This window comes from Spirochaetae bacterium HGW-Spirochaetae-1, assembly GCA_002839375.1.
In the GTDB taxonomy this organism is placed as follows: Bacteria; Spirochaetota; UBA4802; order UBA4802; family UBA5550; genus PGXY01.
This window is the reverse complement of the sequence record PGXY01000007.1, coordinates 328,611-351,587: the sequence shown is the minus strand read 5'-3', so window position 1 is coordinate 351,587 and position 22,977 is coordinate 328,611. Positions and strand designations below refer to the sequence as shown.

Annotated in this window: 27 protein-coding genes; 21 read left to right on the top strand and 6 right to left on the bottom strand. The window is 49.3% G+C overall.

What is annotated here, in order from left to right:
• The first annotated feature begins 179 nt into the window (after window positions 1-179).
• From CVV44_15085 to CVV44_15070, 4 genes are all read left to right on the top strand, one after another.
• Window positions 180-422 carry a type II toxin-antitoxin system prevent-host-death family antitoxin gene (locus tag CVV44_15085; GenBank protein PKL37666.1) on the top strand — a complete coding sequence of 81 codons (243 nt, stop codon included), beginning with the start codon at window positions 180-182 and terminating at the stop codon, window positions 420-422.
• Complete coding sequence (locus CVV44_15080) at window positions 419-682, top strand: Txe/YoeB family addiction module toxin (protein PKL37665.1); 264 nt, start codon at window positions 419-421, stop codon at window positions 680-682. Before CVV44_15085 ends, CVV44_15080 begins: the two co-directional genes overlap by 4 nt.
• Before the next feature lie 261 nt (window positions 683-943).
• A complete protein-coding gene (locus CVV44_15075) occupies window positions 944-2,242 on the top strand; it encodes a hypothetical protein (GenBank protein ID PKL37664.1) in 1,299 nt (432 codons plus the stop codon).
• A 28-nt stretch (window positions 2,243-2,270) separates the two neighbouring features.
• Window positions 2,271-2,489: a hypothetical protein gene (locus CVV44_15070; protein PKL37663.1), complete on the top strand. Its 219-nt coding sequence runs from the start codon at window positions 2,271-2,273 to the stop codon at window positions 2,487-2,489.
• An 8-nt stretch (window positions 2,490-2,497) separates the two neighbouring features.
• Here the strand turns inward: CVV44_15070 and CVV44_15065 are convergent, their stop codons facing one another.
• The gene (locus tag CVV44_15065; protein ID PKL37662.1) at window positions 2,498-3,322 is read right to left on the bottom strand and encodes a glycosyl transferase; all 825 of its coding nucleotides are present in this window, start codon (window positions 3,320-3,322) and stop codon (window positions 2,498-2,500) included.
• 14 nt (window positions 3,323-3,336) lie between these two features.
• Window positions 3,337-4,602, bottom strand: coding sequence for a phosphomethylpyrimidine synthase (locus CVV44_15060; GenBank protein ID PKL37661.1), 1,266 nt, complete (start codon window positions 4,600-4,602; stop codon window positions 3,337-3,339).
• Window positions 4,603-4,961: 359 nt separating this feature from the next.
• Here CVV44_15060 and CVV44_15055 point away from each other — a divergent pair, with 359 nt between their 5' ends.
• The 3 genes from CVV44_15055 to aroH are packed head-to-tail and all read left to right on the top strand — an operon-like array spanning window position 4,962 to window position 7,426.
• Complete coding sequence (locus CVV44_15055; GenBank protein PKL37660.1) at window positions 4,962-5,744, top strand: hypothetical protein; 783 nt, start codon at window positions 4,962-4,964, stop codon at window positions 5,742-5,744.
• 13 nt (window positions 5,745-5,757) lie between these two features.
• Window positions 5,758-7,032 carry a 3-phosphoshikimate 1-carboxyvinyltransferase gene (gene aroA, locus CVV44_15050; protein PKL37659.1) on the top strand — a complete coding sequence of 425 codons (1,275 nt, stop codon included), beginning with the start codon at window positions 5,758-5,760 and terminating at the stop codon, window positions 7,030-7,032.
• A 4-nt stretch (window positions 7,033-7,036) separates the two neighbouring features.
• Window positions 7,037-7,426, top strand: coding sequence for a chorismate mutase (aroH, locus tag CVV44_15045; protein ID PKL37658.1), 390 nt, complete (start codon window positions 7,037-7,039; stop codon window positions 7,424-7,426).
• A gap of 4 nt (window positions 7,427-7,430) precedes the next feature.
• Here the strand turns inward: aroH and CVV44_15040 are convergent, their stop codons facing one another.
• On the bottom strand, window positions 7,431-7,784 hold the full coding sequence (locus CVV44_15040) for a hypothetical protein (protein ID PKL37657.1): 354 nt from the start codon (window positions 7,782-7,784) through the stop codon (window positions 7,431-7,433).
• A gap of 12 nt (window positions 7,785-7,796) precedes the next feature.
• Window positions 7,797-8,408 (bottom strand): hypothetical protein, encoded by a 612-nt coding sequence (locus CVV44_15035; protein PKL37656.1) that lies wholly within the window; start codon window positions 8,406-8,408, stop codon window positions 7,797-7,799.
• Window positions 8,409-8,626: 218 nt separating this feature from the next.
• Here CVV44_15035 and CVV44_15030 point away from each other — a divergent pair, with 218 nt between their 5' ends.
• From CVV44_15030 to CVV44_14970, 13 genes are all read left to right on the top strand, one after another.
• Window positions 8,627-9,451 carry a hypothetical protein gene (locus tag CVV44_15030; GenBank protein PKL37655.1) on the top strand — a complete coding sequence of 275 codons (825 nt, stop codon included), beginning with the start codon at window positions 8,627-8,629 and terminating at the stop codon, window positions 9,449-9,451.
• A gap of 3 nt (window positions 9,452-9,454) precedes the next feature.
• A complete protein-coding gene (locus tag CVV44_15025; protein PKL37654.1) occupies window positions 9,455-10,198 on the top strand; it encodes a hypothetical protein in 744 nt (247 codons plus the stop codon).
• Window position 10,199: 1 nt separating this feature from the next.
• Entirely contained in the window at window positions 10,200-10,397 is a 198-nt protein-coding gene (gene thiS, locus CVV44_15020; protein PKL37653.1) for a thiamine biosynthesis protein ThiS, read from the top strand.
• Window positions 10,398-10,426: 29 nt separating this feature from the next.
• A complete protein-coding gene (gene thiE, locus CVV44_15015) occupies window positions 10,427-11,488 on the top strand; it encodes a thiamine phosphate synthase (protein ID PKL37652.1) in 1,062 nt (353 codons plus the stop codon).
• A 2-nt stretch (window positions 11,489-11,490) separates the two neighbouring features.
• Window positions 11,491-12,777, top strand: coding sequence for a radical SAM protein (locus tag CVV44_15010; protein ID PKL37651.1), 1,287 nt, complete (start codon window positions 11,491-11,493; stop codon window positions 12,775-12,777).
• Window positions 12,778-12,958: 181 nt separating this feature from the next.
• Window positions 12,959-15,049 (top strand): hypothetical protein, encoded by a 2,091-nt coding sequence (locus CVV44_15005; protein PKL37650.1) that lies wholly within the window; start codon window positions 12,959-12,961, stop codon window positions 15,047-15,049.
• Between the two features lie 48 nt (window positions 15,050-15,097).
• Window positions 15,098-15,505 (top strand): phenylacetic acid degradation protein, encoded by a 408-nt coding sequence (locus CVV44_15000; protein PKL37649.1) that lies wholly within the window; start codon window positions 15,098-15,100, stop codon window positions 15,503-15,505.
• Between the two features lie 125 nt (window positions 15,506-15,630).
• A complete protein-coding gene (locus CVV44_14995) occupies window positions 15,631-16,059 on the top strand; it encodes a hypothetical protein (protein PKL37648.1) in 429 nt (142 codons plus the stop codon).
• 60 nt (window positions 16,060-16,119) lie between these two features.
• Complete coding sequence (locus CVV44_14990; GenBank protein PKL37647.1) at window positions 16,120-17,001, top strand: 4-hydroxy-tetrahydrodipicolinate synthase; 882 nt, start codon at window positions 16,120-16,122, stop codon at window positions 16,999-17,001.
• The gene (locus CVV44_14985) at window positions 16,998-17,792 is read left to right on the top strand and encodes a 4-hydroxy-tetrahydrodipicolinate reductase (GenBank protein PKL37646.1); all 795 of its coding nucleotides are present in this window, start codon (window positions 16,998-17,000) and stop codon (window positions 17,790-17,792) included. Before CVV44_14990 ends, CVV44_14985 begins: the two co-directional genes overlap by 4 nt.
• Window positions 17,792-18,787 carry a hypothetical protein gene (locus tag CVV44_14980; GenBank protein PKL37645.1) on the top strand — a complete coding sequence of 332 codons (996 nt, stop codon included), beginning with the start codon at window positions 17,792-17,794 and terminating at the stop codon, window positions 18,785-18,787. The genes CVV44_14985 and CVV44_14980 overlap by 1 nt, the downstream gene beginning before the upstream one ends.
• Window positions 18,788-19,066: 279 nt before the next feature.
• Window positions 19,067-20,434 (top strand): transcription termination factor Rho, encoded by a 1,368-nt coding sequence (gene rho / locus CVV44_14975; GenBank protein ID PKL37644.1) that lies wholly within the window; start codon window positions 19,067-19,069, stop codon window positions 20,432-20,434.
• Window positions 20,435-20,463: 29 nt separating this feature from the next.
• Entirely contained in the window at window positions 20,464-20,664 is a 201-nt protein-coding gene (locus CVV44_14970) for a 50S ribosomal protein L31 (protein ID PKL37643.1), read from the top strand.
• 53 nt (window positions 20,665-20,717) lie between these two features.
• On the opposite strand, the gene CVV44_14965 is transcribed toward CVV44_14970, so the two are convergent.
• Window positions 20,718-21,608: a hypothetical protein gene (locus CVV44_14965; GenBank protein ID PKL37642.1), complete on the bottom strand. Its 891-nt coding sequence runs from the start codon at window positions 21,606-21,608 to the stop codon at window positions 20,718-20,720.
• Entirely contained in the window at window positions 21,605-22,360 is a 756-nt protein-coding gene (locus tag CVV44_14960; protein PKL37641.1) for a hypothetical protein, read from the bottom strand. The genes CVV44_14965 and CVV44_14960 overlap by 4 nt, the downstream gene beginning before the upstream one ends.
• A gap of 208 nt (window positions 22,361-22,568) precedes the next feature.
• Between CVV44_14960 and CVV44_14955 the strand changes: the two genes are divergently transcribed.
• On the top strand, window positions 22,569-22,934 hold the full coding sequence (locus tag CVV44_14955; protein PKL37862.1) for a hypothetical protein: 366 nt from the start codon (window positions 22,569-22,571) through the stop codon (window positions 22,932-22,934).
• Window positions 22,935-22,977: the final 43 nt, after the last annotated feature.

Genomic DNA, 22,977 nt, shown 5'->3' with positions numbered 1-22,977 from the left:
TGCTCCTGAATTAATGATTTTAATATTAATACGATTTGTCAAGCCGTTTGTGTGAAAAAAAAGACAGAATGATGTCACAGGAAGGCCGCGAAGAGCGTGAAGGGGAGGGTTTTTAGAGGTATCCATAATATACTTGACGTTCGGAATAACGTACGCTATATTGCAGTAGAGAGGTTGATATGAAAACAATAAATGCCACAAAAGCCCGTGACAGCTTGTATCATTTAATCGATGAAGCAAACGCTTCCCATGAACCGATTCATATAACCGGCAAGAGAACAAGCGCAGTGTTGATTTCGGAAGCTGACTGGAATGCCATTCAGGAAACACTTTTTTTGATATCCATCCCGGGTATGAGGGAGTCTATAATGAAAGGGTTAAAAACCCCTGTTTCAGAGTGCACCGGGGATCTTGACTGGTGAAGTATAAACTGGTGTTTACCAGTCAGGCCCGGGCCGACGCAAAAAAGCTTGGTAAATCCGGATTGAAAGAGAAAGCTCAGGAATTATTGGATATCCTTACTGAAGACCCTTACCGATATCCCCCTTCATTTGAGAAACTTACCGGCGACCTGTCAGGGGCTTATTCCCGGAGAATAAATATACAGCATCGTCTTGTCTATCAGGTTTTAGATGATGAAAAGATTGTCAAGATAATCCGGATGTGGACTCACTACGAGTAACAGGTAAAATTACATCCTTCCTCCGTGCTCTTCCTCTGAGAATCTTCCGGAACAAGCAGGTAAATAAACCTCGCGTCGGGGTGGCGATAATCAGTATATGAACAGGTGTGCGCCCATATCCTGAATATTAATAAAAATATACATTTTTTACTTTACATCACATAAGAGTCATCATTTAATATACAGTTGCTTTTCCCGCTGCGGAGCAGGAGGGCATGGCAATACAGTTCTATTTCAGCCATTAATACAGACAGGAAACCAATGGAAGATCAGGAAACCAAACATAACCTCGCGTACCTGGAGCGCCAGCTTCTCAACCTGAGCAAGCTCGTGGACATAAACAGCATCATCAACTCGACACTGGATATCGGGAAGCTCCTCACCATCATCATGGAAATCATCAAGGATATAATGGAGACCGAAACCAGTACCCTGCTGCTTCTCGAAGAGGATTCGGGCGACCTCGTTTTCAAGGTGGCCCTGGGCAGTGCCGGTGACGAGTTAATGGAAAAATACCGCGTCCGTATGGGGCAGGGCATCGCCGGATGGGTTGCCAGCAACCGCAAGCCCCTTATCGTGAATGATGTCTACAGTGATGAGCGTTTTGATCCCAATTTCGATAAAAGCACGGGTTTTGTGACCCGGGCTATCCTGTGTTCGCCCCTTCTTTTTAAGGGAAAGCTCCTGGGGGTCATCCAGGCCATCAATCCCGTGAACAGGCCCCAGTTCACCGTCGAAGACCAGAACCTTTTCAAGATTTTCTCCGACCAGGCGGCCCTGGCAGTACAGAACGCTATATTTTTTCAGAGCGCCCTGGAAGAGGAGCGCATCAAGGGCGAGCTGGTATCGGCCCGTTCAATCCAGGAGACGCTGGTTCCCAGTTTCAATGTGACTCACGGCAATTTTGAGATCGCCGCGCGGTCCCTTTCGGCCCGGGAGGTGGGCGGTGAGTTTCACGGCCTGTACAGGCTTGATGATGATAAAATGGCCATGGCCATGGGCGACATCCATGAAAAGGGCATCCCCGGCGGGCTCCGGGCCTCCACGGCCAATGGGGCGCTGAAGATGCTTTCGGGTCTCAAGGGCCATGATCCGGCTGCCCTTCTCCAGTATATCCGCAACACTGCGGCCCGCGATGTGGATTTTGTTAAGCGCATGTCCCTGTTTTTTGGCGTCATAGACAGGGAGAGCGGGGAAATGCTTTTCTCCAATGCCGGTGTGACCTATCCCATCCTGGTGCGCGACGGAATAGCCCGGTATCTCCGCCTGGGAGTCATGAGCATCGGCGACGAGGAAAAGGAGATCAAGAGGGTAAGGCTCCTGCTGCGGCCCGGTGATGTTTTTGTTGTTGTCACCGACGGTATCCTGAATATCAGGAACAGGGCGGGGCAGGTCCTGGGACTGAAGCGGATCATGGAAGAACTGCAGGGAAATTACGATTCTTCCGAGAGCATCATCGACGGCCTGGTACGTTTTTCCGTGGATTTCTCCGGCGGTCTTGAACGGAGAGAGGATATTTCCATACTGGCTGTCCTGGCGAAACAGGGGCCGGCAGCGTAGAATTTGAGTCAAGGAAAACAGGTTCGCTATGAGTGAGTTTATTTCGGTTATTTTCTGCAGAAGGTGCACGTCGCGGTATGTGGACATTTCACAGTGGAGCGACGAGGGAAACGCCATTCTCCAGTGCAGGAGCTGCGGTTACCGCGAGGAACTGAAGGGCTTTACGCTGGGAAGATGCCGAGTCTCCAACGTTGAACTTCAGTCCGCCCGCGATACCATGGCTAAAAAAAACAAGTATGAGAAATAGCCGGGGGATTATTTAGTGAACAATCCCTTGAATAATACGTGGATGAAAAACCACATGGTCCTCATGAGCCGGCCGATCCGCCAGGGTTTGGTTATTATCCGGTAAAACCAGTCCAGCCCCCTGTCCATGAAGAAGGGGGGCGCCTTCCGTATTTCTCCCGAAATAATATCGATACTGCCGCCCACGCTGACAAAGATCGTATTTGTAAATTCTTTCTTTATGCTTTCGATCCATTTTTCTTCCTTGGGAAAACCCAGTCCAACGAAGACGATGTTAGCCTCGGATTTGCGCATGGCCTCGATGACGGATTTTTCCCGGTCAGCGTTGAAATATCCGCCGTGCCTTCCCACGATACGGATGTTGGGAAAGGATTTTTTAATGTTGAAAAAGGCCTTTTCCGCTATTTCGGGCCGCCCGCCCACGATGAAGATGGAATATTCATTGATTTCGGCTATGCGGATGATATCCATCATGAAGCTCAGTATGGATATCTGCTCCTTCAGCGGTGTTTTCAGTCTTCGCGCGGCCCACATCAGTCCTGCGCCGCTGGCAAAATGCATGTGGGCTTTGCTGGAGATGAGGCGCAGGTCCGTGTTGGTTTTAATCCGGTGCAGCTTGTAGGGATTGAGCGGTATTACATGGTACACGCCGCCATCCTTGATCATGTTCATGATTTTCACCACGGCCTGTTCGCGCGTAAGGTTATTGACGCCGATCCCCAGTATATTGACAACATTGACGTCATCAAGGGTTATCTGGTTGTATTCAAGGATTAGATCGCGATCCTGCTTGTATGAATCATAATAGTGAAGATCCTTTGTTTCGCCGGCCATAGACCGTTTCCTCCTTAATAATCCCGCTTTATCGCACAAAATTCCCCGCACATGGAACACTGATCATCCATGTCCGAGGGCAAATCACTTCTATATTTGCGCGCCTTGTCCTCGTCGAGGGCCAGGCGGTACATCTCTTCCCAGTTCCGGCTTTTCCTGGCCCTGGACATTTCATCGTCCCAGGCGCGGGCCTTGTCACCCAGCTTGACTATGTCTCCCGCGTGGGCGGCGATTTTTGAGGCAATGACCCCTTCCCGTACGTCTTCGACGGTGGGGAGTCTCAGGTGTTCCGCCGGGGTGACGTAGCAGAGAAAGTCGGCGCCGCTGGCCGCGGCAATGGCGCCGCCGATGGCCCCGGTAATGTGATCGTATCCCGGGGCGACATCCGTCACCAGGGGGCCCAGCACGTAATAGGGCGCACCGTCGCAGAGGGTTTTCTCCAGCCGCATGTTGTCGGCGATCATGTTCAGCGGCATGTGTCCCGGTCCTTCAATGATGGCCTGGACGCCTTTTTCCCGGGCCCTGCGGGCCAGGTCTCCCAGGATAACCATCTCGTGGATCTGTCCCCGGTCGTTGGCTTCATGAGTGGCCCCGGGGCGCAAACCGTCGCCCAGGCTGATGACTATATTATATTCGGCAAGTATGTCGAGAATTTCGTCATAATGTTCGTAGAGAGGATTCTCTTTTTTGTTCAGTTTCATCCATTCTCCCAGTATGGAGCCGCCCCTGCTGGTAATGCCTATGATGCGTTTCTGGGAACGGAGTGATTCCACGGACTGCCGCGTTACGCCTGAATGAATGGTCATGAAGTCGACGCCTTCCTCGGCCTGGCGCTGTATTACCTTCAGGAAATCCTTTATAGTCATTTCCATGATGGATTTTTTTTGATCGGTCATTTCCTTGGCAGTTTCATACAGGGGGACTGTTCCCAGGGGCACCGATGAATTTTCCAGTATCTTCCGGCGGAAGAAGGTAACATCGCCGCCGATGCTGAGATCCATGACCGCGTCGGCGCCGTACTTGACGGCCATTTTCAGCTTTTCCAGCTCTGTATCCAGGTTGAAAAGATCCGGCGAGGTGCCTATATTGGCATTGATCTTCGTGGTGAGTCCTTTTCCCACTCCCACGGGATTGATATCTCTTTTTTTATTTTTAAAAATGACGATTTCGCCCCGGGCGAAGTGAGTCATGACATGTTCTATGGAGAGCACTTCCTTTCCGGCGACGTAGTTGACTTCAGGGGTCACTATTCCCTGGCGTGCTTGTACAAAAATATTCATCGTATCAATCCTTGTTAATGCTTTTTAATTCCACGCGCCATGCACGCGTCGATATGGACTGGGTGAAGCTAAGGGCCCCGGCTGAACCGGGCCATGTCTTGAACGGGCGGCACACAGTGTCTGGATATGTATGAGATACTTTAGTATTCTTTCACCGTGTCAATAATATTTCTCCCCGATGCATAAAAAGTATGGTAGATATCCTTTAATTTTCAATTAAAATCTTGACACAATGTATAAATTTTCATTAAAAGCATTACTTCAGGGTCCGTTTTCCCTGATTCCCGTACTCAGTAAGGTACCCATATGCTGAGCCTATTTCAAGTGACTGCAAAAAAAACAAGTGGCGAGGTACAATCATGACACGGTTCGATGATATTCGGAAGTTTGCCCAGTACAGCTATTCGCGCAGCGGGATTATTGAGCCTGATACGCACTATGCCATGAACAGTGAAAAGGTCATGGAAGTGCTCAGTGCCTATAATCCCGAGGTTATTGTAAAAACCGGTGTCGGCAGCGGCAGGCTTCTCGCCGATATGGCCGCAGCCACGAAGGCCTTTCTTGTCGTGGTTGAACCCTCCCTGGAGGTCATCGAATCCTTTATACAAGACCATGCCGGATCGGACATCCTGGAGAAGATACGGTTCATCAACGGCGAATTCAACAACTTTCCCGTGGATTATTACGCCGCCGACCTTATTGTATGCATCGATTACCTGAATTTTGTCGAATCGGGAAAAGTAATTGATGAGTTCCGGCGCGCGCTGCAGTTTGACGGTATACTCTTTGTAGCAACAACAGTCCTGAATGAAGAGGATATGGACGGCCTCCTCGATGAGTATACCCGAAACATGTTCCCCCTCCATAACGAGTATTACATGCCCGATGAGCTCAGGACCGTGCTTACCCTCAATGAATTCAAGTTTATCAAGGGAAGCATGGACAGCTATGAGAGCGATATGCAGGCTGCCCGGCTTTTTTTCAGTGGACACTTCGGCGGGGCGGAAAAGGAAACCGGCGAGCTTCTGGGCGAAAACAATGATGCTTTTAACCGGTACTACGGTCTTCATGAGGGGAAGATCAGCGTTCCCTATTACAGCGGTGTTTTCATGCGGATAAAACCCGACCATCTCAAAGTATAAGGAAAATCCCGTTATGATGTTTTCAGTGAAAGGCTCCACAATACACGGGGATGTGAAAATTCCCGGCTCGAAATCCCATACCATCCGGGCCCTTGCCTTCGCCCTGCTGGCCGAAGGGGAGTCCGTTGTGGAATTCCCCCTCTATTCCTCCGACACGGAATCATGCATGGACATGGTCCGCCGGCTGGGCGGCCGCATCGTAGAGGAGAAGGACGCCTGGAGGGTAACGGGTGCCGGGAACAGGCTGCCCGTTCCCGACGATGTCATTGACGTGGGGAATTCCGGCACTTCCCTCTATATCGGTCTGGGCATCGCCTCGCTTATTGACGGCATGACCATTTTCACCGGCGATCACCAGATCCGGAACCGGCCGGCCGACGCGCTCCTTGCCTCCATCAATGACCTGGGCGGGAAGGCACAGTCCACAAGGGGAAACGGAAAGCCGCCCCTGGTCATAGAGGGCCGGATAAAGGGAGGCCGGACCGCTGTGGAAGCCGTGACCTCGCAGTATCTGTCATCGCTCCTCATTGCCGCACCCCTGGCTGAAGGAGAAACAATCATTGATGTCCCACTGCTGAACGAGCAGCCCTATGTGACCATGACCCTGGCATGGCTTGACCGGCTTGGTATACAGTATGAGAACAGGGATTACCGGCAGTTTACCGTGCCGGGAGGGCAGGCCTATCGTCCCTTCAGGGCGGCCGTGGCCGCCGATTTTTCATCGGCCACGTTTTTTCTCGTGGCCGCCGCTATTTGCGGTGCCGAGCTGAACCTCCTGGGCCTGGATTTCAACGATACCCAGGGTGACAGGGAAGTGGTGAATATCCTGAAAAAAATGGGAGCCGAAGTGGTAATCGGCGAAAGAAATATCCGCATCAGGGGAGGAGAGCTCACGGGCGGGGTCTTTGACCTCAATGCGATCCCCGATGCGCTGCCGGCACTTGCCGTGGCCGGGTGTTTTGCCGCAGGAGAGACACGCCTGGTAAACGTGGCCCAGGCCCGCCTGAAGGAAACGGACAGGATACGCGTGATGTATGAAGAACTGCGGAAGCTGGGTGCCAACGTGGAGGAGCTTCCCGACGGCCTGGTAGTCCGGCGGAGTGAGCTTAAAGGGGCCCGTGTGAACGGGCATCATGACCATCGCGTTGTCATGGCTCTGTCGGTCGCCGGCATGGCCGCCGAGGGCGAGATGATCGTGGAAACGGCCGAGGCCGTGGCCGTTACCTTTCCCGGGTTCATGGGGCTTATGAAAAAAATCGGTGCCAATATAAAAGAAATAGAGGAGTGAAACGATGGCCGTACGTGGTGTCCGTGGAGCGACAACAGTCGCCGCAAATACTAAAGAAGAGATAATTTCCAAAACCGAGGAACTCCTGAGGGCCCTGGTGACCAGGAATGACCTGCATGCCGATGATATAGCCTCGGTGATATTTTCCGTCACGGAGGATGTTGATGCGGAATTCCCGGCGGTTGCGGCGCGTGCAATGGGCTGGATTTATACACCACTTTTCTGTACGAGGGAAATTCCCGTGAAGGGCAGCCTGAAGAGCGTTATCAGGGTCCTCATGCATGTCAACTCCGATAAGCGTCAGGAGGAGCTCATGCAGATATATCTCCATGATGCCAGGAAGCTGCGGCCGGACCTGGAAGAAGGGGGAAGCAGGTATTATTCATCGGAATAAGGGGCTACTGCATTATGATTTCCACCCTGTCGTGACAGAGTGGAAAATTATCCAGCGACATGACCTGCCAGGAAATGCTGTTCGATCCAACGATACGGATGCTCGTATCAAATTCCTTCATCTGTGTCAGGTACACGCTGAGGGAAGCTATGCCGCAGCTATTCAGGTATTCAAGCTGCGATACATCGAGCTCGATGAAACCTTCGAGACGCGATGAAAGGGAAATAAGGTCAGTATTGATTGTTTTCCGGTATTCATGATCCTTCAGGCGCATGGTTCCCCTGAATATGATCCGGTGTTCCTTCTCGAGGAACTGTATGGAGTAATTGTCGTTCTTAATGATGCCTGTTTTATCCATAGCGGACCTCCATCACTCAACCTTGATTTTTGCCGTAACCGTAAGAGCAAGGCGACCGCCCATTCTGGAAAATCCAAAATTGATGTCCATCCTGTAGTCTTTTTTCAGCAGTATGAGCCCTATGCCGGTTTTTGCCCTGTTATGAAACAGGTCCTCAATTCTCTGGATATAGAGCCTGTTGAGGTCCTGGGAGAAAAGGGTGCTGCAGAGCCTGCTGAAGTCATCGATGGCCCCTTCGGAGACGGTATTGGTGACGCGGAAAATAAATTCATTGTTGTTTTTAAATGTGTAAATATCGATGGGTACGCTTTTGTCGTGGGCGAATTTGACGGCGTTTTCTATCAATTCATTGAGTACGGTGGATATGGTATTGTGGGCCAACGGGCTCGGCAGATCATGGTTATAGAAATCGGCGATAAAATTGGCCACATCGCTCACCCTGGACCATTGACTAAGGACGTTTTCCGGCACCAGGGAAAGGTACAGCTTATTATTGTACGCCTTGTCAAGATCGATTGAATCGCCTATGATGGTATCCAGGGTCATGTATTCCGTTCCATTCATCTCCGGATCTGTGATATTCATAGCGGTTTTTGCCGTTGCTCCTGATATTGATGGGATCATTCTATGGGACCCCTGTTAAATGTTCAATAAAAATTCTTAAAATTCCCTTGTTGACCTAATATACATAATGCGTTATTATGACCTAATGATAAATTGTATAGTGCGGATGATGGTGGGCCGAAATGAAGTTTTTAACGGTGAACAGGTGAAAATTTCATAAAAAAATTGATTTTTTTACTATACGATTAAATGTGTCAAAAAAAGAGTAAGAAGGCAGTATGTTTTTCGCCTGCTCACTAAAATCGCCCTTTCGGCATCGGGATATAATGAAAAAAAAGAGATTATCGGCAATACCTGTTCTGTTTCTGGGAGCTCTGACCCTTTACTCGTCCCTTGCTTTCTCCCAGGAAGAACGGAAGATAGAACTGACCGCACAGGGAATACTGGCACGCGTTGACAGGATACTGGAATATCCCGTAGGACAGGTGCTGGGCAGGATGAAGCATGTGAAACCCGACGGCAGTTCCTATACAATTGAAATAAATGCCTCGGTCACCCCGGAGGATTTCCTCTTTGTCTTCAGCAGCAGGGAACGGGGCGAATCGCTGAAGGTGCTCTATAATCTTGGCGGTGAGGATATCTGGGTCTATAATATCCACTCCATAAAACTCTATCATAAGCTGGGCATCGACAAATATGATCCCATCATGGCAACAAACTTCAGCTTTATCGATTTGTCGAACTATGATTTGCAGAGCAATTATACGGCAGCTATCACGGGCAATGCCATGGTGAAAGGCTACGAGGCCTACAAACTGGTGCTGAAGCCCATCTTCAAGGGCGGAGAGTACGGTCTTCTGACACTCTATGTAACCAAGGATGAGTTTATCCCCCTGCGGATCGACTTCCATGACCGGGACAAAGCCATCTATAAATTCATGACCATTGCGAAAATAAAGAAAAAAGACGACCGGATAATTCCGCTGAGATATGATATGATGGACATTCGGACGGGAACAATCACCATCCTATCCTTCCACAGCTTTGATGAGGATGTGAAATTCAAAAAGCAAATATTCAGGTCGGAACTGCTGGGAGAATGACACGTGCCCCATTTTTTCATCAACAGGAGCGATATCTCCGGCGATATCTGTGTTATCGGCGGCGATGATTTTCATCATCTCACCAGGGTCCGGCGGGTGAAGGTGGGTCAGAAGATATCACTCATCGGCGAAGATAAAAAGAAGATGTCCTGTGAAATAATCGAGGTCGGCAGGGAGCGGATCAGGGCAAAAATTCTTTTTGCCGATCCGGGGCCCGGTACCTTTCCGGCCGATGAAAAGACGGGACTTGATTTCACCGTGTATATGAGCCTTCTGAAGGGAAAGAAGTTCGATGTTGTCGTTCAGAAACTCGTGGAGCTGGGCGTGAGCCGGATCATCCCTATCGTGACGGAACGGTCCATCCCCGATTACGAAGAAAAAGAAAAAAACAGGCTGGACCGGTGGAACAGGATCGCTCTTGAGGCGGCCAAGCAGTCGCTGCGAAACACGGTCATCCCCGTCGAGCATATCATGTCCTTTCGGGACGCCGCGGATAATGATGCTTCCGATATGAAGATCATCGCCAATCCCGGAAAGGGACAGAGCATCAGGTCCTACCTGGAGGAACACCGGGAAGGGCGGAGTATCAGCCTCATGATAGGTCCCGAGGGCGGTTTTTCCCCGGCGGAAACGGAAAGCGCCGAATCCCGGAATTGGCAGAGCCTCCAGTTCGGGTTTACCCAGCTTCGGGCCGAGACTGCGGCCCTGGTGCTGGCGTCGATTATAATTTACGAGTGGAGTATATGAAGTGAATATCCGGCTTAACGGGAAAGATAAAGCATTTGACGGCGGGACCATCATGGATCTCATAAAGGAATATAAACTGGACCCGCGACGCATTGCCGTTGAGAGAAACGGTGAAATTGTTCACCGCGAGGTCTATGGAAAAACCGCTGTTCAGGACGGTGATATCATAGAGCTGGTGAAATTTGTCGGCGGCGGTTGAGAGAATGATTTTCGTGCCGGAGCGATTAAATGACTGATGCCATTTTAACGGCCGTTGACGCCAATTTCAACCGCGCCATGGAGGGGCTCCGCGTGTGCGAGGACGCCCTTCGTTTCGCCGCCCATTCCCCCCATTCCGTGAAATTCAAGGAGCTCCGGCACGCGCTGAATTCCCTAATGAAGGGGATTCCCCCCCACAGGCTGCTCCGGGCCCGGGACGTGGAGGGTGACGGCCAGAAATTCGTCGATCTCCCCACGGAGCAGACCAGGGAAGCGGTCCCGGACCTGGTGCGGGCCAACATCCACCGTGCCATTGAAGCGATCCGCTGCATTGAGGAATATTCGAAAATCCAGGGCACTGAAGCTGCGGGACTTGCAGGCCGGAGCGGCGCCTTCCAGAGGCTGCGTTTTGAATTATATGATCTTGAGAAGGTCGTTATCCTGGGCCTTTGCAGGCAAGAGAAAAGAGATGTCTTCAGGAACGCCCTGTATGCCATCCTTGATTCGGCCTTCGTGGAAAAAAGCAGGCTGGAAGAAACCTGTCTCCGCCTCATCAAGGGCGGCGCTGCCGTGATACAGCTGAGAATGAAAAATGAACCGCGCCGCGAAATATACAGCGCCGCCGGGAACCTGTGCCGCCTCTGCCACGAACAGGGAAGGCTTTTCATCGTCAATGACTATCCCGACATCGCCGAAGCCGTTGATGCCGACGGAATCCATCTTGGCCAGGATGATATCCCTCTTGCTGTAGCGCGGGGGATCCTCGCGGCGGACCGCATCATCGGGATATCGACCCATTCCGTTGAACAGGCCATTGCAGCGGCGGCTGAAGGGCCTGATTATATCGCCATCGGTCCCATTTTCGATACATCGAGCAAAAACGGTGACCTGATCCGGGGCATCGGCACGGCCGTGATCGGGAAAATCCGGGACGCCGTTGATATTCCCCTGGTGTGCATCGGCGGCATCACCGGCGCCAATACGGCGGAAACAGCCGTAGCGGGATGTACCTGCCCGGCCGTGATATCGGCCCTGTATAAAGATGACAGTGTGGAAGAAAACTGCCGTACCATTATAGATAAACTGCGCTGATCATGAAAAAGAAAATCATTCTCCCCTATGCGGATCAATCCGGAAATGTTTACGAGTATGAAGGGCTCGAGCCGGCGTTCAGGAGCGGCAACCGTTTTGTCCCCGTTAACCGCGATGAACTCATAAAGCTGCCCTTCGGGAGCTATCTCTTTTCCCTGCCGGAACGATATCCCGTCAGTCATAACAAAAAAACCGGAACTTTTGATGTCATTAAAAAATCCATGGAGGGTGAAGATATACAGGCTGTGTCGTCCTTTCTGGCATCGGGATATCTCCGGACCTATCTTTCCGCCTCCAGGCCGAAAAAAAAGACTCCTGTGCTGCCTCTCTGGGCTTATGCCGGTGTTGTCATCATGGACGGCGAGTTCTATGTTCCCGCGGTCCGCATCGACGATGATCCGCGCTCTGATCCGTCCCTGCACCAGGACGGCAAAGAACTGAAGCGCGGCATAAAGGAAGTATCGGCACTGTATCCGCAGAACAGGCTGGTGAATCAGCTGAAAACCTGTTCAACTCAATACAACTGCCTGTGCGCCCGCAATTTTTTCATCGGCCGTTACGAGGCCCCGGTGCCCACGTCACCGGCCTGCAATGCCGACTGCCTGGGATGCCTTTCCTATCAGGAGGATTCGGGATTTGCCGAATCGCAGCCGCGCCTGAATTTCAGTCCCGATCCCGGCGAGATATCCCAGGTGATCCTGTATCACTTCAGCCATGTTAATGAGGCCGTGGCCAGTTTCGGTCAGGGTTGTGAAGGGGAGCCCCTGCTGCGAGGCGGTGATATTGTCAGGGCCGTGGACATGGTGAGGAAAAAGGAGACCCGGGGCACCATCAATATCAATACAAACGGCTCTGACCCCGGAGTCGTGCGCGATCTCATCGACGCGGGCCTTGATTCGATCCGTATCAGCATGAGTTCTCCCACGGAAAAATATTATACCCTGTATCACAAACCGCGCAATTATACCTTTGATGATGTAAAAAAATCCCTGGATATCGCCCTGGGCAGGGGGATATTTGTGTCGATCAATCTCTTTTTTATGCCGGGTTTTACCGACAGGGAGAGCGAAGTGACCTCACTATTAAAATTTTTAGATACATTTCCGGTAAATATGATCCAAACGCGCAACATGAATATCGATCCCGACCTGTATTTCGAAACTATGGGGATAACGGGGTCAGAGCCTGAAGAGCCTCATCGGGGCATAGGCAATCTGCTGGGACTCCTGCGGGAGAAATATCCCGCCATGAAACTGGGATATTATAACCCGCCAAAGGAAAAATGGTGATAGCGTGTATGGGCAAAAATAAAAAGATGTTGATTAATATGGCGGTTTCCTGAAAAATTCATTTCATGGATTTTGCAGCGGATTGCTGGATCAACGCAGTATAGAGGTTCTACGGGAAATGCGTCGTGCGTCAAATATGAAAAAATTATTATCTTCCCCGACATGTATAGTGCTGTTATTCATGGTCATGACGGCAATCGGTGGATGTTCCGGTGACGGCAGCGACGGAAGGGCCCGGAACAGCGGTGCCGCTGAATCGGTGGAACGCGGCGATGATATGGACGGCGATGAATATTTCAGCAGGGAAAACATGCTCATCACCATCGACGAGGAGGCCATCAGGAGAGACCGGCTCAATACGGGAACCGAACCGGCGCCTGCCGTCAAAAAAAAGCCCGTTGTGAGCGCTGCGCCGGTCGCGGCAGCGTCTCTTAACTTAGAAGGGGATATCAATGCACACGGCCTGTATTCACTCTGGCAAAGCAATTCGTACTACCGCGATTTTTTCTCTCCGGAACAGGTCAAAAATTATCATGATGTGGATGTCCGCTATTTTTTTCATTTCGGCGATGAGAAAATAAACATCTACGTCAGGCTGGGATGGGACGACACCCTGTACAAAATCGGCAGGGGCATATCCTATAATGACTATGATGCGGAAACGGGACAGCTTGCCGTAATGGAATGGCTGAAGGGATACCTCTTTCTGGCCGATGTCACGGGATACCTGGGCGCCTTCCGCCATGAGACCCGGTACTGGGAATTTTATGAGCTTTCCCGTGTTGAATCCCTTTCCGGCAGGTTCCGGGAGATTTCCGAAGAAGAACTGAAGGGGCTCATTGAAATTGGCAATCTCGAAGGGGATTTTGCCGGCGATTCGTCCCAGTCGGGCAGTCTCGAGGTGTCCGTCCACTATAAAGGAAAGAAGCGGATAAACAGGGTGCATCCCCTGGTGGTCATGGTTTACAATGTTTCCAATGCCCATGCCTGGAAGAGGGTTTCCGCCACGGTTCTTACAGCTGCATCGGGGAAAGTCACCGTTCCCGGCCTTGATCCTTCGACAGATTATTCCTTCATTGTCTATCGTCCCCAGCATGGCCTGATTCGCAATCCCGGCAGCGGCGACAGTCACTGGATAAACGGGAATGTTTTCATGACCGGTGATGAGTTTTCCGGTGATCCGGAGATTCTATCCTTTGACGGAACCGTGGCCACGGCCCGTGTTGTGTTCAATGACGCCCATGAATGGGACGAGGGAGCGGTCAGGGCTTTGCTCGATAAAGCGGCTGCCCATGCCGGTGATGATGACGGCGACGGCTGGACCGATTCCATAACGGTGTCGGTTAAGGTCAAAACGAGGGATATTGATATCACTGCCATGCAGGCCCGTATTTTTGCTCCGGGAAAGGTATCGGTGAGCGCCCGGGCAAGCAGGCAGTACGGCCAGGAATTGCTCTGTCCCCTGAATCCCGCCGGGAACGGTTATTATACCGGTACGGCGCGCCTGAAGAACTATCATGAATCGGGGGTCTGGGAGCTGGCCCAGGTCTCGGCGTCTTTCACCACCGGGGCAGGGGAGAGGGGCTCCTTTACTTTTTCCAACAGGGACGATAAATCCTGGAAAGATACCTATTACTATCGCGAAGAGCTCAAAGGCCGCAGGGGATACGTTTTCCGGAGACAGACCAGGATTCCCGTGGCGGACATAGCCGATGTTAAAACAGAGAGTCCCGATATAGACGGTCCGCAGCTGCTGAGCCTGGAGGAAATATCACAGGAGTCAGATCCTTTTTTGAAACTGGTTTTCAGGGCCGATGATGACAATGCCTTCGGGGATTCCGGGAAATCGGCCGGCAGGGCGGTTATCCGCGAGGTCATCCCCGCCGGACAAAGAAGCGATCCCCGGGAAGCCGATATCATGCTCCGCTACGACAATGAGAATGGGTATTATTTTGCCAGGATTTGGCTGACGGAAAAGTATTATAAACTGGGCAGAGGACTCAAAGGGGAGATTGTACTGCCCGAAAGCGACAACAACTGGGCTGTAACAGAAGTAACCCTCCCGGACAGGATCGGCAATACCAGCAGCTATTTCATTCTCGATGACGACAGCTACGATTTTTTCCATGACGGTGATGATGCGTCGGCAAAGGAATATTATCTGTTCAATTACGGTCCCCTGTTGCCCTTCCCGTCGGGCATCCCCATGCTGGTTTTCGGCAATAATGGTTCCTACGATTCCCAGATCATCATTGATGCGAACCAGGAATAAACCGTACTACCGCAGAATATAATTATTTTTTCAGGGCAGGAGCATGCAATGAGCAATATAGTAGACAATGCCGTGGAATACGCACGAAACGTCGTGGGCACCGACCCCATGGCGCGCTTTCTCGGGATACACGTGGAAAACGTACGGGAGGGATATGCCCTCTGTTCTCTGACGATCAAGTCGGAATACCTGAATGCCGTTGAGAGGGCCCATGGCGCCATTATCTATGCCATCGCCGACCAGGCCTTTGCAGTGGCTTCCAATTCTACGGGTGTCATGGCCCTGTCCATGCATTTTAATATCAGCTATATCTCGTCAGCCGCCGATGGAGAGAAAATATTCGCCGAGGCCTCGCCGGTAAATGTGGGGAAAAAGGTGAGCGTGTGGCGTGTTGAGGTCCGGGGGGCCGAAGACAAGCTGCTGGCCACGGGTGAAGGAATAGCGTATCACAAATAAGCCTTAACCGGATAATTTATTCCTTGACAATTGAGAATGATTCACTGTTTAAAGAATAGTTTATGGGTGCCTCCAAAATCTAATTTATAGAGGTTTCCTTATATATTGAAAAGGGCGGTCTCTTAATGATTAAAAAAGCAACATTTATTTTTCTCGTTTTTCTTTTCGGCGCATCATGCTCTTCATTCGTAAAAGAGACCGAGCAGCCCCTGCTGAGGGAGTTGGAAAGCGGTATTTATATCCTGCATGAAGATGTGGAAATGAGCGGGGTATTACTGAAAAAAAACCAGGAAATCAGGCTGGTGGTGAACGGCGGTGATGACTGGATAAAGGTTTACGGCTATCCTGCCAATGAGGATAAACTGAGAGCGCCCCGCGTCCTCATCATATATCTTTTCCCCGAAGACTTCAAGGATGAACTCTTCGATATGGATGTATTCAGGGAAAAACTGGCTGCCATGGCAAGCCTGAAAACCGAAGAGGTTCCCGGGAAGAAGGCTGATAATACTGCCAAGACAAAGAAGACTCAGACTCTCAGGAAAAAGACTAAATAGTGATGATCCGCATGGATCATCACTGAGATTATATTCAGATACTATATAAAAGGTATGACCATGTTTGAAGGCGTAAATACTGCGTTAATAACACCATTTAGAAATAACGCAATAGACCAAAAGGCCCTGGAAGGGCTCATTGAAATGCAGATAGCCGGCGGTATAGACGGCATTGTTCCTATGGGAACCACGGGCGAATCGCCCACCATGTCTTTTAATGAACACAAGGAGTTCATTAAAGAAGTGGTGAGAATTGTCAATAAACGCGTGAAGGTCATAGCGGGAACCGGGGCCAATTCCACGGAAGAGGCAGTGTGTCTTTCCCGGTCAGCCGAAGATTCCGGCGTGGACGGTGTGCTGCTGGTCAATCCCTATTACAATAAACCGACCCAGCGCGGCCTTATTGCCCACTTTGAGAAGGTGGCCCGTTCTATCAAGATACCCATTATCCTGTATAACATCCCCGGTAGAACCGGCGTCAATTTTCTGCCCGCAAGCGTGAAAGAGCTGATCAGTCGTGTCGATAATGTTGTAGCCATGAAAGAAGCCTCGGGAGATATCGTCCAGATGATGCATCTCCATGAACTTTGCGGCGGGGATCTGACTATTCTTTCCGGCGATGATAATCTCCTGCTGCCCGTTCTTTCCATCGGCGGCAAGGGAGTCATATCCGTATTATCCAACATTCTGCCCGCCGATGTGAAGAAAGTAGTGACCCTGTACAATGAAGGCGATATCGAGGGAGCCCGGGAACTTTTTTACCGGATGCTTCCCCTGTGCCGGGCCATGTTTATTGAAACCAATCCCATCCCGATAAAGGCTGCCATGGAAATGGCAGGATATTGCGAGGGGACCCTCAGGCTTCCCATGGTCGAGATCTCCGATGAGAACAGGGCTATTCTGCGCAGGGCGCTCACCGATTATGGAGTTAAACTGTCATGAAAATAGGAATCTGCGGTATATGCGGCAGGATGGGCATTTCCATCCTGGAACTGGCGCTGGAGCGGGGACACGAACTTACCGTGGCTTTTGACTCCGCTTCCTCACCCTGTATTGGCAGGGACGTGAACACCCTTGTCCATGGAAATCCCTTCGGCGTCACCATTAAACCCATAAATGCCGGAGATGCGGGCACAGCCGATTGTATCCTCGATTTTTCCTCGCCGGCAGCTACCATGAAGCTCATTCCCTGTCTGGAGGAGCATGGCAAGGGGCTGGTTATCGGCACTACGGGATTTTCCGACGAACAGGTGGGGATAATTAAAAAAGCGGCGGAGAAAATCCCCGTGGTTTTTTCTCCCAATATGGCAGTGGGAGTAAATGTCCTGTTTAAGCTGACCGAAATGGCCGCGGGCGCACTGAATGAGTTTTATGACGTGGAAATTCTGGAATCGCACCACCGTCTTAAGAAGGATGCTCCGTCGGGCACGGCAAAACATCTGGCGGAAATAGTAAAAAATAGCATGGTCGGCATGGAAGATGCACAAATAATCACGGGCCGTGACGGCCTGGTGGGCGAACGTACCAATAAAGAAATTGCAGTCATGGCCTTGAGGGGCGGTGACATTGTGGGCGAGCATACCGTTTATTTTATCGGCCAGGGAGAAAGGATCGAGCTGACCATTCGTTCCACCAACAGGGAAACCCTGTCCAGGGGAGCGGTTATGGCCGCTGAATTCTTGAAAGGGAAAGGGGCCGGTCTCTATTCAATGTACGATGTACTGGGTCTGTAATGGTAGACAACGATAAGGATCAAAAGGGTTTTACTTCGGACAAGCCGGTGGAGAATGTATCGGCGCCGGAAGATGAACTCCGCGAGTTTGAAGAAAATCCCTATGCCAAGGATGATAAAAAGCCTGAAGACATCTTGAGGCTTTTTTACGCTCATAATACGCCGATAATACCGGTGATTTCCAAACGCGGAATGCTTCTGGGTATACTGAAAAAAGATGATGTAGTTTCCGAGCTCAGTGATATAGACAGGGCCAGTCATTATAAAATAGATGAATTCATATCCAGGCTGTCGCAGAAAATGAACCTCGATGATCTCCTGGAATACGGGAAAATCAGGGAATTTGTCATCATCAATCTTTTTGGTGAGGTTCAGGGGCGCTGGTCAAGAATGCAGCTTTTTATGGCCAGTGAGTCGCTGGTAAAAACTCCCGATATACAGAATGAGGCTGAGAATCATAAAGAGGAACAGGTACTGGAATGGATCATTTATCTTATTCTGGAGCATGTTCCCCGCGCGCTGTATGCCATAAATGACACGGGAAAGACTATTTTTTATAACAGTCATTTCGAAGATGCATATAAAAAGAAGCAGAATAATGAGGTAGATACCGTATTTGTGGAAAATTCCTTGAAAGATTCCGATAAAAATGATTTTTTTACTGGAAAAAATTCAAAAGAAGTATACTTTTATAATAAAGATCTGGATATCTATTACGAAAAAATCCCGCTCATAAGTAAAAAGAAAAAGATTGGATTTCTTATTTACTGTAACAGCAAACAGATAAGTACCGATGATCTTGTAATTTCCGGTGGAGATATAAGAGGTATGTCTCTTGATGAAATTATGAGTTCCGTGGAACGTCGTTTGCTGGTAAATGCACTGAAGGGGAATAAAGACCTGAAAGTTGTTGCCGACTCACTGCATATTTCCCGGCAGGCTTTGACTACGAAGATGAAAAAATTCAATATTGACCTCAAAAAATCCAATAATTAACAAAATTATTATTCATTTTATCTTGACATATATTAAGAATATGGAAACAGTGACTTGATCGGTTAACAGATTCTTTTTTTCGCCTCCTTACCTCATCAGGTAATAATTCCAAAAATAACAGGTTTATTTACGTTCAATATAACTCAAAAACAGAACTTTTATCCGTCTTCTCGTGACAAAAATCAAATTAATAATTAAAGGTGTTCTATGGCAAGAACTCACAGTAACAGCACCAATGGCAGAACTCGCAATGTGTCCAACGGTAGCTCAAATGGTTCAATGAATAACGGCTCAAAAAATGATGCCGGTGACCAAAAAACAGAAGATAATTCAGCAAACGATATTGATGTTGAAATAGAAGCCCAGGTTTTTACAGAAGGAACCGTAGCAGGGCCGAAACTCGACCTGGCGGAACTGAAAACAAAGACTATCTCGGAACTGACCACTCTGGCCAGGGACCTGGGGGTGGAAAGAGTCTCGGGTCTGAAAAAACAGGATTTAATATTTGAAATATTAAAACTTCAGACCGAACAGAAGGGACTTATTTTTTCCAGCGGTGTACTGGAAATTCTTAATGACGGTTACGGTTTTCTCAGGTCTCCCAACTATAACTATCTTCCCGGCCCAGATGATATTTATGTATCCCCCTCACAGATACGGCTGTTCGGATTAAAAACCGGTGATACAATCACGGGCCAAATCAGACCGCCCAAGGATAATGAAAGGTTTTTTGCCCTCCTGCGGGTTGAGGCGGTAAACTTTGAGAACCCGGAAAATCTTCATAAACGTGTGCTATTTGACAACCTCACACCGTTGTATCCCCTGGAACGCATCAACCTGGAAACCACGGCGGATATTATTGAGATGCGGATAATGAACATAATGACTCCCATCGGGAAGGGACAGCGCGCCCTTATTGTCGCTCCTCCCCGAACGGGTAAAACAATACTGCTTCAGAAAATGGCTAATGCCATTACCAGCAACCATCCAGAAATATATCTCATCGTCCTGCTTATTGATGAAAGGCCTGAAGAGGTAACGGACATGCAGCGCTCGGTCAAAGGTGAGGTCATATCCTCCACATTTGATGAGCAGGCAAGCCGGCACGTTCAGGTTGCCGAGATGGTCATTCAAAAGGCCAGAAGACTTGTTGAGCGGAAAATGGATGTGGTTATACTTCTTGATTCCATAACCAGGCTTGCCAGGGCCTATAACCAGGTGGTTCCCACCAGCGGCAAGATACTCTCAGGTGGTGTTGATTCCAACGCCCTTCATAAACCGAAGAGATTTTTCGGGGCAGCCCGTAACATTGAGGAGGGCGGAAGCCTCACAATTCTGGCAACGGCCCTTATTGATACGGGAAGCCGCATGGACGAGGTTATTTTTGAGGAGTTCAAAGGAACCGGTAACTGTGAGCTTCATCTGGACAGAAAACTGGCCGACAGGCGCATATTCCCGGCGATTGATATCAATAAATCGGGAACAAGAAAAGAAGAATTATTACTTGACGAAGAAGAGTTAAATAAATTATGGGTATTGAGAAAGGCTCTTTCATCGCTTAGTTCGACAGAGGCCATGGAACTGCTTATTGACAAAATGAGATCTACAAAGAATAACAAGGCTTTCTTTAAGGCTATGAATTCATAAGATTAGCACAGGCTAAAAGGAGTAAGGAAATGAAAGAAGGAATACATCCCGTATATAACGAAACGGTGGTTAAATGTGCATGCGGCAATGAAATTAAGACCCGCTCCACAGTAAAGGATCTGCATGTGGAGATCTGTTCCAACTGTCATCCGTTTTATACCAAAAAACAGAAGCTTGTTGATACGGCCGGACGTGTTGAGAAATTTAAGAAGAAGTATAATATCAAATAGGAATATTTTTTTGATTTGATTCGGGAAGGCATGGCTATAAACCATGCCTTTTTTTATTGATTGCCGGTTGCGGCTTTCTCCTGCCTAACCCACTTTTTCCAGATTCCACTGACGCCGAAGAGGGAAATTATGATGACTGTCCCACCCAACATAATTCGTGCGTTCAGCTCTTCCGATAGAAAAATGACCCCCAGCAGCAGGGCGAAAATAATTCTGCTCGATGAAATGAGAGAACCGGCCGCTGCATCGATGTATTTGTATCCCACGGTAATGAAGATCTGACCAAGAACCGCGAATAGGGCCGACAGGATGACGTAAAAAAGTATCATGCCCCGGGGGATGATAAAGCAGGGAACGACGATCAGGGCATTGCAAACGGTGCCGATGAGCATGAGATAAAAGAGAATTATATAGCTGGAATCATGCTTGCGGGCCTCGCGAAGCGATGTGATGGCGAATGCGGCCAGAATACCGGAAATGAGAGCATAGGTGTCACCGGCGTTTATTTGGGAAAACTGGGAAAGACCGTTTTGCGGAATTACGACAAGATATAGTCCCGCCATGGTGCACAGGAGAAACAAAAAATATATCATGGATGTTTTCTCCCTGTTTATAAAAGGTGACAGGAGAAAAACGAAAATGGGATAGGTCATGTTCAGCAGGTTCGCCTTGGTGATGGTGGTGTGTTGGACGCCCAGGAAGAAAAAGATAACGGCGGCGGTGTTGAATACGGCCCGCAGAAGAATATACTTTATGTTGTTGGGTCTCAGGGATTTTTCTTCTTTGATGACAAAAAGGGAAACTACACCGAGGCCCAATAGAAAGCGGAAGAAGGTGATTTCAACGGCCTGTACCTGTGACCCGCGGGTAACGATTTTGGCAAAGGCCGTTGATGCGGCAAAACCTATTGCTGATGACAGGAGAAACAGTACACCCTTTATCACACCTGTTTTCCCGATCTTGTTCTGACAAGATATATACCGATTATCCCCGTAATGCAGAAGAAAATGGCAATTATCTGCGCCTGGGTCATGCTGAAGGCCGCTTTCGGGTTGAGGCGGAAGAATTCGACGCTGAAACGAGCCATGCCGTTCATGATGAGATAGGTGAAGAAAATCAAACCGAAAGGAAGCTCGCGCTTTCTCAGCTGGAGAAGCACTATCAGAATAATGAAGGATACGAGTGATTCAAAGAGCGGGGCGGGGATAACCGCTGCTGTTGAAGGTACAATGCCGTTGGGATAGGCCGTAGCGAGAAAAGATGTTGTGGTGATACCGTAACAGCCGTCTCCTGAAACGTGGCAGCCGATTCTTCCAATGGCGTATCCCAGGGCCATGGGAGCTGAGGCAATATCAAGCACATTGAGCACATTTTCCTTGTTTTTGATGATAACTACTATGGAAGCGAGGATGGCCACGATATATCCGCCATAAACGGAAAGCCCGGCACCGGAAAAGATCATGCCGGCGGGGTCCTGAAAAAACTGATCCAGGTTTTCAAAAATATGGAATATCTTTGCGCCTACAATGGCTGAAGGGATTACCGTAAGCAGGATTTTGTATGCCAGCTCAGGGTCCATTTTGCGAAGTTTGAACTCTCTTTCGAGGAGAAGAAAGGCTATGTAAAAACCCAGCCCCAGCATTATTCCGTAGCCGCCCACGGTAAGAAATTTGTACTTGAATATTATTGGATACATGCCTAACTCCGCAATATTGTAACTATTACTCCCCAGGGAGCACTGAATAATACATGTTGTTTTTTCAAATAAAGGCTTATACCAAACCGGGTTTGTCAAGGTAAATTTGGATGAAAAAACCTCTTCCGGTATAAAGAAATTCTTTTTTTGAGCAAAAGGATCGATACTTAATTGAGAGGATTGCCTTATAAAAGGGATGGATAACAATATGGATACGAAAATGAGAGTGGAGCTGATCCGGAAGGGGAATGAGCTGTTCAATAAGGGTGATATTGAAATGGCGGCAAAAATTTTTGCACAGACGGGATATCGCGACGGTCTGACCCGTGTGGCTGACCATTTTTTTTATGATAAAAGGCAGCCCCTTTTCGCGCTGAAGTTCTATAAGATGGTCAATCGCCAGGACAAGGTGCAGGAGATTTATGAACGGATGGTCTTTGCCCTGGGAAGACTCATGGGAAAGAACAAGGAACAGAAGATGGAACTTCCTCCGGTCAAGGTCTCTCCAAAGCTGAAGATACTAGCCGAGGAAATACTGCGCGATGAAAAGAACGAAGCGGAACGCCAATCGTGAAATACCCCTGTCTGTGTACGTGAACTGTCGCTGAGATAAAATT

What these genes read in the sequence shown, in the direction of transcription:
- CVV44_15085 (PKL37666.1), top strand. Translation starts at nt 180, where the DNA reads ATGAAAACAATAAATGCCACAAAAGCCCGTGACAGCTTGTATCATTTA.
- CVV44_15075 (PKL37664.1), top strand. Translation starts at nt 944, where the DNA reads ATGGAAGATCAGGAAACCAAACATAACCTCGCGTACCTGGAGCGCCAG.
- CVV44_15070 (PKL37663.1), top strand. Translation starts at nt 2,271, where the DNA reads ATGAGTGAGTTTATTTCGGTTATTTTCTGCAGAAGGTGCACGTCGCGG.
- CVV44_15065 (PKL37662.1), bottom strand. Translation starts at nt 3,322, where the DNA reads ATGGCCGGCGAAACAAAGGATCTTCACTATTATGATTCATACAAGCAG.
- CVV44_15060 (PKL37661.1), bottom strand. Translation starts at nt 4,602, where the DNA reads ATGAATATTTTTGTACAAGCACGCCAGGGAATAGTGACCCCTGAAGTC.
- CVV44_15055 (PKL37660.1), top strand. Translation starts at nt 4,962, where the DNA reads ATGACACGGTTCGATGATATTCGGAAGTTTGCCCAGTACAGCTATTCG.
- aroA (PKL37659.1), top strand. Translation starts at nt 5,758, where the DNA reads ATGATGTTTTCAGTGAAAGGCTCCACAATACACGGGGATGTGAAAATT.
- aroH (PKL37658.1), top strand. Translation starts at nt 7,037, where the DNA reads ATGGCCGTACGTGGTGTCCGTGGAGCGACAACAGTCGCCGCAAATACT.
- CVV44_15040 (PKL37657.1), bottom strand. Translation starts at nt 7,784, where the DNA reads ATGGATAAAACAGGCATCATTAAGAACGACAATTACTCCATACAGTTC.
- CVV44_15035 (PKL37656.1), bottom strand. Translation starts at nt 8,408, where the DNA reads ATGATCCCATCAATATCAGGAGCAACGGCAAAAACCGCTATGAATATC.
- CVV44_15030 (PKL37655.1), top strand. Translation starts at nt 8,627, where the DNA reads ATGTTTTTCGCCTGCTCACTAAAATCGCCCTTTCGGCATCGGGATATA.
- thiE (PKL37652.1), top strand. Translation starts at nt 10,427, where the DNA reads ATGACTGATGCCATTTTAACGGCCGTTGACGCCAATTTCAACCGCGCC.
- CVV44_15010 (PKL37651.1), top strand. Translation starts at nt 11,491, where the DNA reads ATGAAAAAGAAAATCATTCTCCCCTATGCGGATCAATCCGGAAATGTT.
- CVV44_15005 (PKL37650.1), top strand. Translation starts at nt 12,959, where the DNA reads ATGGTCATGACGGCAATCGGTGGATGTTCCGGTGACGGCAGCGACGGA.
- CVV44_15000 (PKL37649.1), top strand. Translation starts at nt 15,098, where the DNA reads ATGAGCAATATAGTAGACAATGCCGTGGAATACGCACGAAACGTCGTG.
- CVV44_14995 (PKL37648.1), top strand. Translation starts at nt 15,631, where the DNA reads ATGATTAAAAAAGCAACATTTATTTTTCTCGTTTTTCTTTTCGGCGCA.
- CVV44_14990 (PKL37647.1), top strand. Translation starts at nt 16,120, where the DNA reads ATGTTTGAAGGCGTAAATACTGCGTTAATAACACCATTTAGAAATAAC.
- CVV44_14985 (PKL37646.1), top strand. Translation starts at nt 16,998, where the DNA reads ATGAAAATAGGAATCTGCGGTATATGCGGCAGGATGGGCATTTCCATC.
- CVV44_14980 (PKL37645.1), top strand. Translation starts at nt 17,792, where the DNA reads ATGGTAGACAACGATAAGGATCAAAAGGGTTTTACTTCGGACAAGCCG.
- rho (PKL37644.1), top strand. Translation starts at nt 19,067, where the DNA reads ATGAATAACGGCTCAAAAAATGATGCCGGTGACCAAAAAACAGAAGAT.
- CVV44_14970 (PKL37643.1), top strand. Translation starts at nt 20,464, where the DNA reads ATGAAAGAAGGAATACATCCCGTATATAACGAAACGGTGGTTAAATGT.
- CVV44_14960 (PKL37641.1), bottom strand. Translation starts at nt 22,360, where the DNA reads ATGTATCCAATAATATTCAAGTACAAATTTCTTACCGTGGGCGGCTAC.
- CVV44_14955 (PKL37862.1), top strand. Translation starts at nt 22,569, where the DNA reads ATGGATACGAAAATGAGAGTGGAGCTGATCCGGAAGGGGAATGAGCTG.